At 57.3% G+C, this 17,338-nt stretch carries 17 protein-coding genes; 8 read left to right on the top strand and 9 right to left on the bottom strand.

The window, feature by feature from the left end; genetic code table 11:
• Positions 1-27: 27 nt before the first annotated feature.
• Positions 28-1,005: a PTS mannose transporter subunit IIAB gene (gene manX, locus C2U54_RS18735; RefSeq protein WP_103180024.1), complete on the bottom strand. Its 978-nt coding sequence runs from the start codon at positions 1,003-1,005 to the stop codon at positions 28-30.
• A 317-nt stretch (positions 1,006-1,322) separates the two neighbouring features.
• Here manX and C2U54_RS28130 point away from each other — a divergent pair, with 317 nt between their 5' ends.
• Both C2U54_RS28130 and yoaE read left to right on the top strand, forming a co-directional pair.
• The gene (locus C2U54_RS28130) at positions 1,323-1,481 is read left to right on the top strand and encodes a protein YoaL (RefSeq protein ID WP_371413849.1); all 159 of its coding nucleotides are present in this window, start codon (positions 1,323-1,325) and stop codon (positions 1,479-1,481) included.
• Positions 1,469-3,028, top strand: coding sequence for a CNNM family cation transport protein YoaE (gene yoaE / locus C2U54_RS18725; RefSeq protein WP_103180023.1), 1,560 nt, complete (start codon positions 1,469-1,471; stop codon positions 3,026-3,028). The genes C2U54_RS28130 and yoaE overlap by 13 nt, the downstream gene beginning before the upstream one ends.
• Here the strand turns inward: yoaE and C2U54_RS18720 are convergent, their stop codons facing one another.
• From C2U54_RS18720 to pabB, 4 genes are all read right to left on the bottom strand, one after another.
• Entirely contained in the window at positions 3,029-4,621 is a 1,593-nt protein-coding gene (locus C2U54_RS18720) for an EAL domain-containing protein (protein ID WP_103180022.1), read from the bottom strand.
• A 164-nt stretch (positions 4,622-4,785) separates the two neighbouring features.
• Positions 4,786-6,150, bottom strand: coding sequence for an L-serine ammonia-lyase (gene sdaA, locus C2U54_RS18715; RefSeq protein ID WP_103180021.1), 1,365 nt, complete (start codon positions 6,148-6,150; stop codon positions 4,786-4,788).
• Between the two features lie 183 nt (positions 6,151-6,333).
• Complete coding sequence (locus C2U54_RS18710; RefSeq protein ID WP_103180020.1) at positions 6,334-6,912, bottom strand: CoA pyrophosphatase; 579 nt, start codon at positions 6,910-6,912, stop codon at positions 6,334-6,336.
• 3 nt (positions 6,913-6,915) lie between these two features.
• Positions 6,916-8,268 (bottom strand): aminodeoxychorismate synthase component 1, encoded by a 1,353-nt coding sequence (pabB, locus tag C2U54_RS18705; protein WP_103180019.1) that lies wholly within the window; start codon positions 8,266-8,268, stop codon positions 6,916-6,918.
• A 61-nt stretch (positions 8,269-8,329) separates the two neighbouring features.
• Here pabB and C2U54_RS18700 point away from each other — a divergent pair, with 61 nt between their 5' ends.
• Positions 8,330-8,512, top strand: a complete 183-nt coding sequence (locus C2U54_RS18700) for a YoaH family protein (protein WP_103180018.1) — start codon at positions 8,330-8,332, stop codon at positions 8,510-8,512.
• Positions 8,513-8,517: 5 nt separating this feature from the next.
• Here the strand turns inward: C2U54_RS18700 and C2U54_RS18695 are convergent, their stop codons facing one another.
• Complete coding sequence (locus C2U54_RS18695; RefSeq protein WP_103180017.1) at positions 8,518-8,862, bottom strand: RidA family protein; 345 nt, start codon at positions 8,860-8,862, stop codon at positions 8,518-8,520.
• Positions 8,863-8,988: 126 nt separating this feature from the next.
• Here C2U54_RS18695 and C2U54_RS18690 point away from each other — a divergent pair, with 126 nt between their 5' ends.
• From C2U54_RS18690 to rnd, 5 genes are all read left to right on the top strand, one after another.
• On the top strand, positions 8,989-10,899 hold the full coding sequence (locus tag C2U54_RS18690) for an ATP-dependent DNA helicase (RefSeq protein WP_103180016.1): 1,911 nt from the start codon (positions 8,989-8,991) through the stop codon (positions 10,897-10,899).
• A 66-nt stretch (positions 10,900-10,965) separates the two neighbouring features.
• Positions 10,966-11,661, top strand: coding sequence for a tRNA (adenosine(37)-N6)-threonylcarbamoyltransferase complex dimerization subunit type 1 TsaB (gene tsaB / locus C2U54_RS18685; RefSeq protein ID WP_103180015.1), 696 nt, complete (start codon positions 10,966-10,968; stop codon positions 11,659-11,661).
• A 37-nt stretch (positions 11,662-11,698) separates the two neighbouring features.
• Positions 11,699-12,286 carry a Slp family lipoprotein gene (locus tag C2U54_RS18680; protein WP_103180014.1) on the top strand — a complete coding sequence of 196 codons (588 nt, stop codon included), beginning with the start codon at positions 11,699-11,701 and terminating at the stop codon, positions 12,284-12,286.
• A 204-nt stretch (positions 12,287-12,490) separates the two neighbouring features.
• A complete protein-coding gene (fadD, locus tag C2U54_RS18675) occupies positions 12,491-14,176 on the top strand; it encodes a long-chain-fatty-acid--CoA ligase FadD (protein WP_139156349.1) in 1,686 nt (561 codons plus the stop codon).
• 74 nt (positions 14,177-14,250) lie between these two features.
• On the top strand, positions 14,251-15,378 hold the full coding sequence (rnd, locus tag C2U54_RS18670) for a ribonuclease D (protein ID WP_103181100.1): 1,128 nt from the start codon (positions 14,251-14,253) through the stop codon (positions 15,376-15,378).
• 98 nt (positions 15,379-15,476) lie between these two features.
• Here rnd and minE read toward each other — a convergent pair whose 3' ends face one another.
• Genes minE through minC form a run of 3 tightly spaced genes read right to left on the bottom strand, consistent with a single transcriptional unit; the run spans position 15,477 to position 17,278 of the window.
• Positions 15,477-15,746, bottom strand: a complete 270-nt coding sequence (gene minE / locus C2U54_RS18665) for a cell division topological specificity factor MinE (protein WP_103180012.1) — start codon at positions 15,744-15,746, stop codon at positions 15,477-15,479.
• A gap of 3 nt (positions 15,747-15,749) precedes the next feature.
• Entirely contained in the window at positions 15,750-16,562 is an 813-nt protein-coding gene (minD, locus tag C2U54_RS18660; protein WP_103180011.1) for a septum site-determining protein MinD, read from the bottom strand.
• A 23-nt stretch (positions 16,563-16,585) separates the two neighbouring features.
• Positions 16,586-17,278, bottom strand: a complete 693-nt coding sequence (gene minC / locus C2U54_RS18655) for a septum site-determining protein MinC (protein ID WP_103180010.1) — start codon at positions 17,276-17,278, stop codon at positions 16,586-16,588.
• Positions 17,279-17,338 lie beyond the last annotated feature (60 nt).

Below are 17,338 nucleotides of genomic sequence, written 5' to 3'. Positions count from 1 at the left end.
GTGTGAAATTTGTCAACCAGCGCCGGCTTATTTCGCCACTTTGCTGATCAGATCCATCATTTTCAGTTTCGGGTCGGTAGAGACTTTACGGACTTCAAGCTCGATCCCGCGATCGTTAAGTTTCCTGAACGCTTCGATATCTTTTTCGTCCACCGACACCGCATTGTTCACCTGCGTTTTGCCCTGACGGTAAGCCATACCACCGATGTTCACGGAGGTGATTTTTACCCCTTCCTCAACAATACGTTCGACGTCCGTTGGGTTGGTAAACAGCAGCATCACACGCTCACCCGCATATTTCGGGTTGTTGTAAACGCGGATCATCTTGGCGACATCCACCACGTGCGCGGTTACGCCCGGCGGGGCCACCTGGGTAAGGAGAGTTTTACGAACCGTATCAGCGGCGACTTCATCGCTGACCACAATGATGCGCTGGACGTTGGTCTCTTTGGTCCAGCGGGTAGCCACCTGGCCGTGAATCAGACGGTCGTCGATACGCGCCAGGCCAATCTGCATGTAATCGTTCGGACCCATCGGCTTAAGCGGGGCGGCGGCTTTCGGGGCAGCAGCCGGGGCAGGGGCCGCCGCCGGAGCGACGTTTTCTGTAGGTTTCGCTTTCAGCGCTTTCACGCCTTCACGACCGGTTTCGACAGCCAGGGCAACCAGCTCGTCAAAGCTTGGATTGTCGTCACGGGCCATCAGCGTTTCGACCAGCATGGGGATGTTAATCCCGGCAACAACCTCATGCTGCTCTTTATCAACCACAATGCGGCTTGCCGCGTTAAATGGACTGCCGCCCCAGGTATCAACAAGGAACAGCACGCCGCTACTGGTATCCAGATTTGCCAGTTGAGCGGTATATTTTTCTATCAGCGTCTCAGCATTTTCACCGGGAACGAAATCGATCCAACCGACGTTTTCCTGTTCGCCTAAAAGCATTTCTGCGGTTTTAAGTAACTGCTCTGCAGCCCAACCATGTGTGCCTATAACAATAGCAATAGTCACTTGCTACCTCCTTTTATTATCGTTAATGCCCCCGGGTGAGAGGAGCATTAGAGATCATCTTCGAAAGAACGAATCGATTCAGATAAGGGTTAGAGTTCAATTAACTAAGACTTACGCGATTTATTTTAGACATCGAAAAAATAATTTATGTGATGAAGATCCGTAATTTAGCCTAAGCCAATGAGATATTTCTGTGATCAAAAAAAGCACGGAAACATCTGTTTGCAAAGGAAAGTAAATCTTTGCCAAAGAGCTCAGGTCTCTGATATGTTTACCATCCGTTTAATTGTCAGGAGTATGGGGCAGTAGCCCACTGTATGGACCGTCACCGACGCCAGTCACACACCCGGCCAGCTCTGGCCAGCCTTATCGGCGATTCGCGCCACTCACTGTTTACGTTCTTTACCGCTTCGCCCGACCTTTTCGCGGCGCCGTTTTGCCATTCCTTTAGCAGGAGCTTGTCATGGAATTCTTAATGGACCCGCAAATCTGGGTAGGATTGCTCACGCTGGTGGTACTTGAGATCGTTCTCGGTATCGATAACCTCGTGTTTATCGCGATCCTTGCGGATAAACTTCCACCTAAACAACGTGATAAAGCACGTTTAATCGGTCTGTCGCTGGCGCTGATTATGCGTCTTGCGCTGCTGTCGGTGATCTCATGGATGGTTACGCTTACGCAACCGCTGTTCACTGCCTTCAACTTCACCTTCTCAGGGCGCGACCTGATCATGCTGCTGGGGGGGATATTCCTGCTCTTCAAAGCCACAACCGAGCTCCATGAACGGCTGGAAAACCGCCAGCACGACGACGGACACGGTAAAGGCTATGCCAGCTTCTGGGTAGTGGTACTGCAAATCGTGGTACTGGACGCGGTCTTCTCCCTCGACGCGGTCATTACCGCTGTCGGTATGGTGAATCATCTGCCGGTGATGATGGCGGCCGTGATTATCGCGATGGCGGTGATGCTACTCGCCTCGAAGCCGTTGACGCGATTCGTTAACCAGCATCCGACCGTGGTGGTGCTCTGTCTGAGCTTCCTGCTGATGATCGGTCTGAGCCTGGTGGCAGAAGGTTTCGGCTTCCATATTCCGAAAGGCTATCTGTACGCCGCAATTGGTTTCTCCATCATTATAGAGCTGTTTAACCAGATTGCCCGTCGCAACTTTATTCGCCAGCAGTCGAACCAGCCGCTGCGTGCCCGGACCGCTGATGCGATTTTGCGTCTGATGGGTGGCCGCCGCGAAGCCAAAGCACAGCAGGACAGCGATAACCATGTCCCGGTGCCGGTTCCGGAAGGCGCCTTTGTTGAAGAAGAGCGCTATATGATTAACGGCGTGCTGTCCCTGGCCTCGCGTTCCCTGCGCGGCATCATGACCCCGCGCGGTGAAATCAGCTGGGTCGATGCCAGACTGAGCGTGACGGAAATCCGCCAGCAGCTGCTCTCCTCTCCGCACAGCCTGTTCCCGGTGTGTCGCGGCGAGCTGGATGAGATCATCGGCGTGGTTCGTGCCAAAGAGATGCTGGTGGCACTGGAAGAGGGCGTGGACGTTGAGGCCATTGCCGCCGCATCGCCTGCTATCGTGGTGCCGGAAACGCTCGACCCGATCAACCTGCTTGGCGTACTGCGCCGTGCCCGGGGTAGCTTTGTCATCGTGACCAACGAGTTTGGCGTGGTGCAGGGTCTGGTTACGCCGCTGGATGTTCTTGAAGCGATTGCCGGTGAGTTCCCGGATGCCGACGAAACGCCGGAGATCGTTAACGATAATGATGGCTGGCTGGTCAAAGGCACCACGGATCTGCACGCCCTGCAACATACGCTGGGGCTGGAACACCTGACCAACCACGATGAAGATATCGCGACGGTGGCCGGTCTGGTGATTGCCGTGAACGGTCAAATTCCGCGAGCCGGTGATGTGCTTGAGCTGCCGCCGCTGAAGATAACCATCGTGACCGCCAACGATTACCGCGTTGATCTGGTGCGCATTGTTAAAGAACAGTCCGCCCACGACGAAGAAGAGTAATTACGGAGCCGACGGCATCATATCGCCGTTATGAGAGGCTGGCGGAGGGGAACTCTCCGCCAGCCACTGCGGGAAATCCCGCAGTGGCATCGGCCGCGCGTACAAAAATCCCTGAAGGATATCCACCCCGTGCAGGCGCAGATGGCTCGCCTGGTCGCGGGTTTCCACCCCTTCAGCCACCAGTTCAATATTCAGTCTCTGAGCCAGGGCGATAATAATGTCTGTCACCGTTGAGTTGACGGCATCCGTGCCGATGGCGGCGGTAAAAGATTTATCAATTTTCAGCACTTCCGGATTGAGTTTCTCCAGCCACGAAAGCGAACTGCTCCCGGTACCAAAATCGTCAATCGCCAGCTTCACCCCTTTCTGATGTAACGCCTCTACCATGGTGTAGTCCATCTCCAGCAGGGTATCGCGCTCGGTTAATTCAATGACCAGCTGCTGCGCGGGCTCGGCGCTGAACCAGACGCGATTCAGGTCGTGAAGCAGAGTGCCGTCACGGAAATGGCTGGCTGCGACGTTAATCCCAATATGAAAGCCCGGCGCGGTAGGAAACATCGCCAGATGACGGACGGTTTCAATAAGCACGTAGCGGGTGAGGGGGACAATCAGGTTATGCTCCTCCGCCAGCGGAATAAAAATATCCGGGGCGATCCACCCCTGCCGCGGATTATTCCAGCGCAGAAGAATTTCCACGCCGACGCAATCCTGTTTTTTGGCATCGATCAGCGGCTGGCAAAAGAGCTCAAACTCACCGGAGGCCAGGCCAAAGTTGATCTCCCGGGTAAAGCTCATGCGACTGGCGGTGGCAAGCCAGGCGATATACCCCACCAGCATGCTGAATATCACCGCCAGCGGCAGCTGCGACGGCAGATTTTTCAGCGCCAGCGCGGTCAGCCCCGGGCCGTTGACGGTGATGATGAAAGGAAAGTTGAGGGAAGCCTGCTGGTAAACGTTGTCGCCAGCGTCTGTCACCAGCCTGTCCGAAAGCTGGCGCTCATGGTTCAGGTACTTACCGCCGACGCTGAGGTTAACGTCGCTGATGAGCGGCAGCTGGGGCTCCAGCAGCATCCGGGCGATAAGATCGATATTCACAATCTCCATGATGCCATCCTCACTCTGGCCGGGCGCCGGATACCATTGGATCAGCACCGGGCTGCCTTTCATCAGCGGCTGGTCTGTGGTCAGGAGCAGTAAGGGCTGCGCGGCGGGCAGCAGGGGCTGAAACTGGCTGATGGGGATATCGCGGTCACCGAACATGCTTGAGCAATAGAGAATGCCGTCTTTAATCAGGCCGATTGAGCGCACGGTTTGCAGGGAGGCGGCGTGCTTGCGCAGTAAAAAGTTGACCTCCACGCAGGGCAGGCCGATAAGCGGTTGTACCACCTCGCGTCCCGTCTCCAGCGGCTGCAGGATCTTATCCAGCGTATCGACAGCATGGGAGACAAAGGCCACGGTGGTCTGCTGATTTAAATTGCGCTGTGAAATAAAGCCGATAATTAGCGTGCAAACGAGAGTGGAAAGGGACAGCAGGAGGCAAACGATTACCCGTTTGCGGTGATAATTTTTAATTATCCTGTGCGTTGTTTGCATGCCACGGTCACCCGAAGAGCCACTGGCGCAGATGCCCGTGGCAACCTGGCTAGTGTAGTCGGCATTATTTCAGGTAACGAGGAAAGGGGATGAAATTCGCCCATCCCTATCAGATGGGCGTTTAAAGCATGAAAGACGAAAGTTGCAGAAGCGCTTTCAGCGTCTTAGTCGCACTGCACCTTAATGGCCAGACCGCCGCGGGACGTTTCGCGGTATTTGGCGTTCATATCTTTACCGGTTTCGTACATGGTTTCGATCACCTTATCCAGCGAGACGCGCGGTTCGCTGGTACGGCGCATCGCCATACGGGAGGCGTTGATCGCTTTTACGGAGGCAATCGCGTTACGCTCAATACATGGCACCTGCACCTGACCGGCAACCGGGTCACAGGTCAGACCGAGGTTATGTTCCATGCCGATCTCGGCGGCCACGCATACCTGCTCCGGGCTGGCGCCCAGCAGCTCAGCCAGACCGGCTGCCGCCATGGAACAGGCCACGCCCACTTCACCCTGACAGCCAACCTCAGCGCCGGAAATGGAGGCATTCATCTTATACAGCGCACCCACCGCGCCTGCGGCGAGGAAGTAGCGAATATAGATATCCGGGCTTACCGATTCGATAAAGTGATCGTAGTAGGCCAGCACTGCCGGAACGATCCCGCAGGCACCGTTGGTCGGCGCGGTCACCACGCGGCCACCGGCGGCGTTCTCTTCGTTCACCGCGAGGGCAAACATGTTGACCCAGTCCACCACGTTCATCGGATCGTTGGAGTACTTATCCGTCGTAACCAGCATCCGGCGCAGGGCAGAGGCACGACGCGGCACGCGCAGTGGGCCAGGCAGTACCCCTTCGGTATTCATACCGCGATCGATACAGGCGCGCATGGTCTGCCAGACGTTGGCGAAATAGTCTTCAATCTCTTTCTTGCTGTGCAGCGCCAGCTCGTTCTGCATCACCATGCCGGAGAGGGACAGGCCAGTCTCCTTGCAGTAATTCAGCATTTCTGTCGCCGATTTGAATGGGTAAGGCACCTTTACGTCGCCCGTGACGTCCTGGCCGAAATGCTCTTCATCGACGATAAAGCCGCCGCCGATGGAGTAGTAGGTCTTGCTGTAGACCACTTTCTCGCCGCTGAAGGCGTGGATCTGCATCCCGTTTTCATGCAGGGAGAGGTTGTCGCTGCGAAAACGCATGCCGTCGTCCTGCGGGAAATCGACTTCATGCCGGCCATTCGCCAGCAGCAGACGACCGCGCGTTTCCACGTCGCGAATAAACGCCGGAATGGCGTCAATATCTACGGTGTCCGGCATATTCCCGGCCAGACCCATAATAATGGCGATATCGGTGTGGTGGCCTTTACCCGTAAGCGACAGTGAACCGTAAACGTCTACAGCCACGCGGGTAACGCTATCCAGTAATCCTTTTTCGACCAGGTCATCGACGAACTGTTTACCGGCCTTCATCGGCCCGACAGTGTGGGAAGAAGAGGGACCAATCCCCACTTTGAACATGTCGAATATACTAATCACTTTAACACTCCTGACAGGGTTACCGGGTTTCCAGTAACGATGTAATAACTTCGCATAGTGTAAGAGGGAACCCTGTCGTCAGCTTAACTATTCACATGAATTAAACTAATGATTAACGCCTGATAAACTAATAGCGGGAGGCCGATCGCAAAGGCGCAAAAAAGAGGCGAATGTAAAGTATAGTCAAGGTTTCAGGCCGATCTGCAGCGCCAGCTCACGAATTATTCCCGCCGTCATGCCCCAGACAAAATAATGCTCATACCAGGAGAGCCACACCCGATGATCGTGGCCACGGCGATGAATATCGAGCGGATGATAACGGCCCAGACGCAGGGCTTCCGCCAGCGGCATTTCAAAGACCGACTCCACTTCGTCCTCGCTGGCGTGATAGTGCAGATCCGGCGGAATAATCCCCACCACCGGCGTAACCTGAAAACCGGTGACGCTGTCCACCGGCGGCAGGACGCCAATCACCTCGACCTTGTGCGGCGGGATCGCCACCTCTTCTTCGGCTTCACGCAGGGCGGCGGCAATTAATGAGGCGTCGGTGCTGTCTACCGCGCCGCCGGGAAAGGCCACCTGACCGGCATGTTTACGCAGCTTCGCCGAGCGCCGGGTCAACAGCAGGCCCGGCTGCTCCCGGCGCACCACCGGGATCAACACTGCCGCCTGACGCTGGTTCAGCGACGTGCTGTTCACCTGCGGGCGCAACAGCTGAAAACGCGATAAAAAATGGTCGAGGGTCAGATCGTCGATATTCACCAGTTAGCACTCCAGTTGTTGCAGAATACGATTCACTTTATCAAACGTTTCCTGATATTCCGCCCCGGCCTGGCTGTCAGCCACAATGCCACCGCCTGCGGAACAGTAGAGCTGCCCCTCCACCGCCGTCAGGGTTCGAATGGTGATGCTGGTATCCATGCCGCCGCAGAGGCTGATATAGCCGATGCTGCCGCACCATGCGTTCCGGCGATGCGGCTCCAGTTCGTCGATGATCTCCATCGCCCGCACTTTTGGCGCGCCGGTGATCGACCCGCCGGGAAACGCGGCGCGCAGCAGATCGCACGCGGTCTGCGCTTGCGGCAGGCGGGCGGTGATGGTGCTCACCAGGTGATGCACGGCCGGGAAGGGCTCCACCACGAACAGCTCCGGCACCCGCACGCTTCCCGGCTCCGCCACCCGGCCAATATCATTGCGCATCAGATCGACAATCATCAGATTCTCGGCTCTGTCTTTCGGCGAGGCGGCGAGCTTCTCCGCCTGCTGGCGATCCGCCTCGGCATCCGCCAGGCGCGGCAGAGTGCCTTTGATCGGGCGGGTCTGAATGGTGCCTTCCGCCAGATGAATAAAACGCTCCGGGGAGAGGCTCAGGATCGCCCCCTCTTCAAGACGCAAAAAGGCGCTGAAGGGGGCGCGGTTGTTGGCGTTCAGCCGGGTAAACGCCTGCCATTCGTCGCCCTCGTAGCGGGCCTGGAAACGCTGGGCCAGATTCACCTGATAGCAGTCGCCGCTGTGCAGGAAGGCCTGCACGCGCTCAAATTTTTCCTGGTACTCCGCCGCGGTCATATTGGCCTGCCAGCCGGAGGTCAGCCGGAATGCAGGTACGTTCTCAGGGGGGCGCTGTGCTTCAAGCCAGGCCAGCCGCGCCTGTGCATCGCCATGACAGACCAGCGACACCCGCTCTTTGTGGTGATCGACGATTATCGCCCAGTCATACAGGCCCACCGCCATATCCGCCAGGGTGATATCACGCAAGGCCCGTTCCGGCAGCTTTTCGAAGCGGCGGCCAAGGTCATAGCCGAACAGCCCCAGCGCGCCGCCCTGGAAGGGGAGGTCCGGGTCAGGCGTGCAGGGCAGGCCCATCTCATCAAGGGCCTGCTGCAACAAACTCAGCGGGCAGGCGTCAGAATGAACCCCGTCGATCATCGTATCCGCTCCGTGCGTCACCAGTGTGCTGCGCGGGTCAGCGACCAGAATGTCAAAGCGACTGTAGGGGTGATCCGCATGGCCCGAGTGCAGCAGCATGGCCCACGGCAGATGGCTGAGCGGAGCAAACCAGAATTCTGCGGCGTCAGGACGCCACGGTAATGTCATAACAGTGGGGGATAGCGAGTTCATGGGTGGTAAACAACCGGGCAGCGTGAAATAATTAGCGCCAATAATTTAGCAGGAGTTGACAATGTTTGCAGGTTTACCTTCACTGAACCACGAGCAGCAGCAAAAGGCCGTCGAGCGCATACAGGAGCTGATGTCCCAGGGGATGAGCAGCGGGCAGGCAATTTCTCAGGTGGCAGAAGAGCTTCGCGCCACCCATACCGGCGAGCGGATCGTGGCGCGTTTTGAGGATGATGAAGAGGAGTAACGCCCTTACACCGCAGCGATAATCTTAATCTCAACCTTATACTGCGGCTTCATCAGCGTCGCCTGTACCGTGCAGCGGACAGGCGCGTGACCCGCCACCACCCACTCGTCCCAGGCTTTGTTCATCGCCGCAAAATCCTCTTTACTGGCAAGGAAAATGGTCGCATCCAGAATGCGGGATTTGTCGCTGCCCTGTTTTTCCAGCACTGCGTCAATCTGCGCCAGGGTATTGGCGGTCTGCTCATAGGCGTCGGCATCCAGGTTTTCCGGTACGCCGGTGTAGTAGAGGGTCTGGTTGTGGATCACTACATCTGACCAGCGGGCTTCGGCATCAATGCGCACAATTGTCATACACGTTTCCTCGTTATGGTGACTTTCTGCGGGCAAGACTGCCATATTGTTTTGCCTGCGTCACTCTCGACTGGCGCCAGGACGATCGGCCTGACATAATCCCTGTGCAAAATTACAGGGGGCAGAGTGGCAGACGATTTCGCAGCAGACGGACAGTTAGCAAAGGCAATTCCCGGCTTCAAGCCGCGCGAACCGCAGCGCCAGATGGCGCACGCGGTAGCCGAGGCGATCGACAGCGCCCAGCCACTGGTGGTAGAGGCGGGGACCGGCACCGGTAAAACGTACGCCTATCTGGCGCCAGCGCTGCGCACGAAGAAAAAGGTGATCATCTCCACCGGTTCGAAAGCGTTGCAGGATCAGCTCTACAGCCGCGATCTGCCCACCGTCGCCAAAGCCCTGAAATATAAAGGCCGTCTGGCCCTGCTGAAAGGGCGCTCCAACTATCTCTGTATTGAGCGGCTCGAACAGCAGGCGCTGGCGGGCGGCGATCTGCCGGTACAGACCCTCAGCGATGTGATCATCCTGCGCAGCTGGGCCAACCAGACCCAGGATGGCGATATCAGTACCTGCGCCAGCGTCGCCGAAGACTCTCCTGCCTGGCCGCTGGTCACCAGCACCAACGACAACTGTCTGGGCAGCGACTGTCCGCTCTATAAAGACTGTTTTGTGGTCAAAGCGCGTAAAACGGCGATGGAGGCCGACGTGGTGGTGGTGAACCACCACCTCTTCCTGGCGGACATGGTGGTGAAAGAGAGCGGTTTTGGCGAGCTGATCCCCGAAGCCGAGGTGCTGATCTTCGACGAAGCCCATCAGCTCCCCGATATCGCCAGCCAGTATTTCGGCCAGTCGCTCTCCAGCCGCCAGCTGCTGGATCTGGCGAAAGATTTTACCATCGCCTACCGCACCGAACTGAAAGATACCCAGCAGCTACAGAAGTGCGCCGACCGCCTGGCGCAGAGTACGCAGGATTTTCGCATGCAGCTTGGCGATCCGGGTTTTCGTGGCAACCTGCGCGAACTGCTGGCCGATCAGCATATTCAGCGCGCGCTGCTGCTGCTGGATGATGCTCTGGAGCTCTGTTACGACGTGGCGAAGCTCTCCCTCGGCCGTTCGGCGCTGCTGGATGCCGCCTTTGAACGCGCCACGCTCTACCGCGCGCGCCTGAAACGGCTGAAAGAATTTAACCAGCCCGGCTACAGCTACTGGTACGAATGCAACTCGCGCCATTTCACCCTCGCGCTGACGCCGCTCACCGTGGCCGATAAGTTCCAGGATGTGATGGCGCAGAAGCCGGGTAGCTGGATCTTTACCTCCGCCACGCTGTCGGTTAACGACGATCTGCACCATTTCACCGAACGTCTCGGCATCGCAGAGGCCAAATCCCTGCTGCTGCCGAGCCCGTTTGATTACGCCACCCAGGCGCTGCTCTGCGTGCCGCGCAACCTGCCGCTGCCTAATCAGCCCGGCGCCGCCCGCCATCTGGCGGCGATGCTTAAGCCGATGATTGAGGCCAACAATGGTCGCTGCTTTATGCTCTGCACCTCCCACGCCATGATGCGCGATCTGGCGGAGCAGTTCCGCGCCACCATGACGCTGCCGGTACTGTTGCAGGGGGAAACCAGCAAAGGCCAGCTGCTGCAGCAGTTTGTCAGCCACGGCAATGCCCTGCTGGTGGCCACGAGTAGCTTCTGGGAAGGGGTCGACGTGCGCGGCGATACCCTGTCGCTGGTGATCATCGACAAACTGCCCTTTACGTCGCCGGACGATCCGTTGCTGAAGGCGCGGATGGAAGATTGCCGCCTGCGGGGAGGCGATCCGTTTGATGAGGTGCAGCTTCCGGATGCGGTCATTACTCTTAAGCAGGGAGTGGGGCGCCTGATCCGTGACGTGGACGATCGCGGGGTGCTGGTGATCTGCGATAACCGCCTGGTCATGCGACCTTACGGCGCCACCTTTATCGCCAGCCTGCCGCCGGCGCCACGTACCCGGGATATCGATCGCGCCGTGCGTTTCCTTGCCGCGTCGCAGACGCAGTAATTTGCTGGTGGGTGTGCTAAAATGCGCCCCTTTTTGTGACTGACCACTGCGAGAGCGCGACAATACATGCGAATTCTGGCTATCGATACCGCCACGGAGGCCTGCTCCGTTGCCCTGTGGAATGACGGTACTCCCTTTGCTCATTTCGAAGAGTGCCCCCGGGAACACACCCAACGTATCCTGCCTCTGGTGAAGATGATCCTCACCGAGGGCAATACCTCTCTTACCGACCTCGATGCGCTGGCCTATGGCCGTGGTCCGGGCAGCTTTACCGGCGTTCGCATCGGTATCGGCATTGCCCAGGGGCTGGCGCTGGGCGCTGAACTGCCGATGATTGGCGTCTCGACCCTGGCGACCATGGCGCAGGGGGCGTGGCGCCGTACCGGTGCGACCCGCGTGCTGGCGGCTATTGATGCCCGAATGGGCGAAGTCTACTGGGCGGAGTACACCCGTGACGAGCAAGGCGTCTGGCACGGGGAAGAGAGCGAAGCGGTGCTCACGCCGGAAGCGGCAGGTGAGCGCATGAAGCAGCTTTCCGGTGAGTGGGCGACCGTCGGGACCGGCTGGCCAGCCTGGCCTGACATGGCAAAGGAGAGCGGTCTGACCCTGGTGGACGGCACTGTCCTGTTACCTGCCGCAGAAGATATGCTGCCCATCGCTTGTCAGATGCTGGAGGCAGGGCAAACCGTGGCGGTGGAGAAAGCCGAGCCGGTTTATTTGCGAAACACCGTAGCGTGGAAGAAACTTCCGGGCCGGGAGTGAATCTCAGTATAAGAGCCTGAGAAAAAGGAGTCGCATCATGGCGGTTCAAAAATATGTCGTTCGTCTGCTGACCGTCGGGGCGCTGGCCCTGGCGTTAACGGGATGTATCTCCGTACCTGATGCCATCCAGGGCAGCAGCCCCACGCCGCAGCAGGATCTGGTCCGGGTGATGAACGCCCCGGAACTCTACGTGGGTCAGGAAGCGCGTTTCGGCGGCAAAGTCGTGGAGGTGCTCAACCAGCAGGGGAAAACCCGTCTGGAGATTGCCACCGTTCCCCTCGACAGCGGTGCGCGTCCGGTGCTGGGTGAAGCCTCACGAGGCCGTATCTACGCCGATGTTAACGGCTTCCTCGATCCGGTGGATTTCCGGGGACAACTGATCACCGTAGTGGGACCGATCACCGGCGCAGAGCAGGGTAAAGTCGGCAACACGCCTTATAAATTCATGACCATGCTGGCCAACGGCTATAAACGCTGGCGGGTGCAGCAGCAGGTGATGATGCCGCCACCCGACCCCTGGTACTGGGGACCGCATCCATGGCGTTATGGCTATGGTTACGGCTACGGCGGATGGCCAGGCTATGGCCCCGGTCCAGCTCAGGTCCGAACGATAGTAACAGAGTAAGTCACTGTTATTCTTAATTAAGAAACAGCGGCCCGTCCGCTGTTTTGTTTTTTCCACGGTAATAAGAAAAATAAATAGTGACGCGCTTCGCAACCTTAAATCCGGACAATAAATAAACTGGTACGCTGAGTTAATATTATGTTAACGACTTGTTTATTAACCGGGGTTGTGATGACGACGAACACGCATTTCAGAGGTGATGTAGTGAAGAAGGTTTGGCTTAACCGATATCCTGCGGATGTTCCCGCAGAGATAAATCCTGACCGTTATCAATCCCTGGTTGAACTGTTTGAAAACTCCGTAACGCGTTACGCCGATCAGCCTGCGTTTGTGAACATGGGCGAGGTGATGACCTTCCGTAAACTGGAAGAGCGCAGCCGGGCCTTTGCCGCCTATCTGCAACAGGGCTTAGGCCTGCAGAAGGGCGATCGCGTGGCGCTGATGATGCCCAACCTGCTGCAGTATCCGGTGGCGCTGTTCGGCATTCTGCGCGCCGGGATGATCGTGGTTAACGTCAACCCGCTCTATACTCCGCGTGAGCTGGAACATCAGTTGAATGACAGCGGTGCCGCGGCGATTGTGATTGTCTCCAACTTCGCCCACACGCTGGAAAAAGTGGTTGATAAGACCCAGGTCAAACACGTCATCCTGACGCGGATGGGCGACCAGCTCTCCACCGCCAAAGGGACGCTGGTTAACTTCGTCGTCAAATATGTCAAACGTCTGGTGCCGAAATATCACCTGCCGGATGCCATCTCTTTTCGCCAGGCGCTGCACACCGGCTACCGGATGCAGTACGTTAAGCCTGAGATCGTCTCGCAGGATCTGGCCTTCCTGCAATATACCGGCGGCACAACCGGCGTGGCGAAAGGGGCGATGCTTACCCACCGCAACATGCTGGCGAACCTCGAACAGGTTAATGCCACCTACGGGCCGCTGCTGCATCGCGGCAAAGAGCTGGTCATTACTGCGCTGCCGCTGTATCACATTTTTGCCCTGACCATGAACTGTCTGCTGTTTATCGAACTCGGCGGGCAGAACGTGCTAATCACCAACCCGCGTGATATTCCGGGACTGGTGAAAGAGCTGGCGAAATATCCGTTTACCGCCATGACCGGGGTAAACACCCTGTTTAACGCGCTGCTCAATAATAAAGAGTTCCAGCAGCTCGATTTCTCCACCCTGCATCTGTCAGCGGGTGGCGGGATGCCGGTGCAGCAGGCGGTGGCCGAGCGCTGGGTCAAGCTCACCGGGCAGTACCTGCTTGAAGGCTATGGCCTGACCGAGTGCGCCCCGCTGGTGAGCGTAAACCCGCACGATATCGACTATCACAGCGGCAGCATTGGCCTGCCGGTGCCCTCCACCGAAGCTAAACTGGTGGATGACGACGATAACGAAGTGCCGCATGGCGAGCCTGGCGAGCTGTGCGTAAGAGGGCCGCAGGTGATGCTGGGTTACTGGCAACGCCCGGACGCTACCGACGAAATCATCAAGGATGGCTGGCTGCACACCGGCGACATCGCGGTGATGGATGACGAAGGTTTCCTGCGCATCGTCGATCGTAAGAAAGATATGATCCTGGTCTCCGGGTTCAACGTCTATCCCAACGAGATCGAAGAGGTGGTGATGCAGCACAACGGCGTACTGGAAGTGGCCGCAGTAGGGGTACCGGCAGGCAGCAGCGGCGAAACGGTAAAAATCTTTGTGGTGAAAAAAGATCCTGCCCTGAGCGAAGACGCGCTGATCACCTTCTGCCGTCGCCATCTTACCGGCTACAAAGTGCCGAAGCTGGTGGAGTTTCGCGACGAACTGCCAAAATCGAACGTCGGGAAGATATTACGACGAGAATTACGTGACGAAGCGCGCGCCAAAGTAGACAATAAAGGCTGAGCTTCGTGTTAGTCACCCAGAAACGCTGGCCTGGCCAGCGTTTTTTTATGGGCGCAAACCATAGAGAAAATGATTTGAATTACCAGATGATCACCACCAACGACGAACTGGCTTCGCTGTGCGATCTCACCCGCGATGCATCCGCCATCGCGCTGGACACCGAGTTTGTTCGTACCCGCACTTACTACCCGCAGCTGGGTCTCATCCAACTGTATGACGGCAAACGGGTATCGCTTATCGATCCGCTGGGGATCACCGACTGGACGCCGATGCGTGAGTTGCTGCTGGACACCGCCATCACCAAATATCTGCATGCCGGCAGTGAAGATCTGGAAGTTTTCCTCAACACCTTCGGCATCATGCCGCAGCCGCTGATTGATACCCAGATCCTCGCCGCGTTTGCGGGTCGTCCACTATCATGGGGCTTTGCTGCCATGGTGGAAGAGTATACCGGCCTTGTCATCGACAAGAGCGAATCCCGCACCGACTGGCTGGCGCGTCCGCTGACCGAACGTCAGCTCGACTACGCGGCGGCGGATGTGTTCTACCTGCTGCCCATCGCCAGTCAATTGATGAAAGAGGCCGAAGCCTCCGGCTGGCTGGCTGCGGCGCTGAATGAGTGCCAGATGACGCAGCAGCGTCGTCAGGAGATCGCCGACCCGAAAGAGGCGTGGCGCGACATCACCAACGCCTGGCAGCTGCGCACTCGTCAGCTGGCCTGTCTGCAACTGCTGGCCGACTGGCGTCTGCGTAAGGCGCGTGAGCGTGACCTGGCGGTGAATTTTGTGGTGCGTGAGGAGCATCTCTGGGCCGTGGCGCGGTACATGCCGGGCAGCATGGGCGAGCTGGACAGTATCGGGCTTTCGGGTTCGGAGATCCGTTTCCACGGGAAAACGCTGCTGGCGCTGGTGGCGAAAGCTCAGCAACTGCCGGATGAGGCGCTGCCGGAGCCGCTGCTGAATCTGATGGATATGCCAGGGTATCGCAAAGCATTTAAGGCGATCAAGGCCCTGGTGCAGGAGGTGGCGTCAGAGAGCAAAGTCAGCGCCGAGCTGCTGGCCTCACGCCGTCAGATCAACCAGCTGCTGAACGCGCACTGGAAGCTGAAACCGCAAAACGGCACGCCGGAACTGATTGCCGGATGGCGCGGGGAATTGATGGCCGATCGCCTGAATGCGTTACTGGAAGAGTATCCGCAGTAAGCGCGATCTGTAACCCCCGGCGGCGCTGCGCTTGCCGGGGCTACAAAACGACAAACCGTAGGCCGGGCAAACGACGTGCCGCCCGGCAATACGCACGTTTATGAACGCGACTCTTCCGCTTCCGGCAGGGTGACGTTGAGCTCCAGAATCGAGATATCTCCGTCTTTTTGCTCCAGCTGCACGGTGACCATTTCCGGGTCGATCTGCACGTATTTGCAGATCACTTCCAGGATGTCTTTGCGCAGCTGCGGCAGGTAGTGCGGTTCAGCGTCGCTGCGGCGACGTTCCGCCACGATGATCTGAAGTCGTTCTTTAGCGATGTTGGCGGTGTTTTTTTTCCGCGAGAGAAAAAAGTCCAGTAATGCCATAACTTATCCTCCGAACAGGCGTTTGAGGAAACCTTTCTTCTCTTCTTCAATGAAGCGGAAAGGACGTTCTTCTCCGAGCAGACGATCCACAGTGTCCGCATACGCTTTACCCGCGTCTGCGTTGGCGTCGAGGATAACCGGTTCACCCTGGTTAGAGGCGCGCAGCACGGATTGATCTTCCGGGATAACGCCAACCAGTTTGATGCGCAGGATCTCCAGCACGTCTTCCATACTCAGCATATCACCTTTGCTGACACGACCCGGATTATAGCGGGTCAGCAGCAGGTGCTCTTTGATCGGTTCCTGACCATTTTCCGCTCGACGGGATTTTGAGGCAAGGATACCTAAAATACGGTCCGAGTCGCGCACGGATGAGACTTCCGGGTTGGTGGTGATGATCGCTTCATCGGCGAAGTAGAGCGCCATCAGCGCACCGGTTTCGATGCCCGCAGGTGAATCGCAGATCACGAAATCGAAGTCCATCTTGTTCAGCTCATCGAGCACTTTTTCCACGCCTTCACGGGTCAGCGCGTCTTTGTCGCGCGTCTGGGAAGCGGGAAGAATATAGAGATTGTCGGTACGCTTATCTTTAATCATTGCCTGATTCAGCGTGGCATCACCCTGAATCACGTTTACAAAGTCGTAAACCACGCGGCGTTCACAACCCATAATCAGGTCAAGGTTACGCAGGCCGATATCAAAGTCGATAACGACAGTTTTCTTTCCCTTCTGGGCCAAACCAGTAGCGATGGCCGCGCTGGAGGTGGTCTTGCCAACGCCTCCTTTACCCGAAGTAACAACAATAATGCGTGCCATAGAAATTCCTTGTTAAAAAGGGATCAATTCAACGGTTGAACGGTCAAAGCGTTGTCTGCCAGACGCAAACGCGCTGCTTTGCCAGAAAATTCGGCCGGGATGTTATCGCTCAGCCAGTAAACACCTGCGATGGAGACCAGCTCCGCCTCCAGGTGGGTACAAAAAATTTGCGCATCGCGATCGCCACTGGCGCCTGCCAGCGCCCGGCCTCGCATTGAGCCATAGATATGAATATTGCCATCGGCAATAAGCTCCGCTCCTGCGCTGACGTGGTTTGTTACAATAAGGTCACAATTTGGCGCATAAATACGCTGCCCGGAACGTACCGGCAGGTCGATCAAACGCGTTTTTGTGGCGGGTGTAACAGGAAGTTCAGGCGGGGCAGGGGGCTCTGCGCGCGGGGCTTTATCTTTACCTTCGGTGAGCAGCGGAAGACCCGCCTCGTCGATTTCGGCTTTCAGTTCAGGATCTTTACAGCCGCTGATGCCGACAATCCGCAGCCCGGTGGCTAAGACCGCCTGTTGCAGCTGCTGCCAGTTAATCGGCGCTTCAAGATCGCTGACGTTAATGACGACGGGCGCATGTTTCAGAAATGCGGGCGCCTGGGCGATTTTGTCTTCTAACGCCTGACGAATAACCTCGGGTTTTGCTTCATGCAAATGAACCACTGATAAGGTGAAGCTACTGCCTTTAAGCTCGATTGGCGTGTTTGACATCCTGGCCTTACTCAATTTGCTTTTTACCACGGCGTGTGCGTCGTGATATTCCGAAGAGTA

Source organism: Leclercia sp. LSNIH1 (genome assembly GCF_002902985.1).
GTDB lineage: Bacteria > Pseudomonadota > Gammaproteobacteria > Enterobacterales > Enterobacteriaceae > Enterobacter.
Note: the sequence above shows the minus strand (reverse complement) of the source record. Positions and strands in the feature narration are given on the sequence as shown.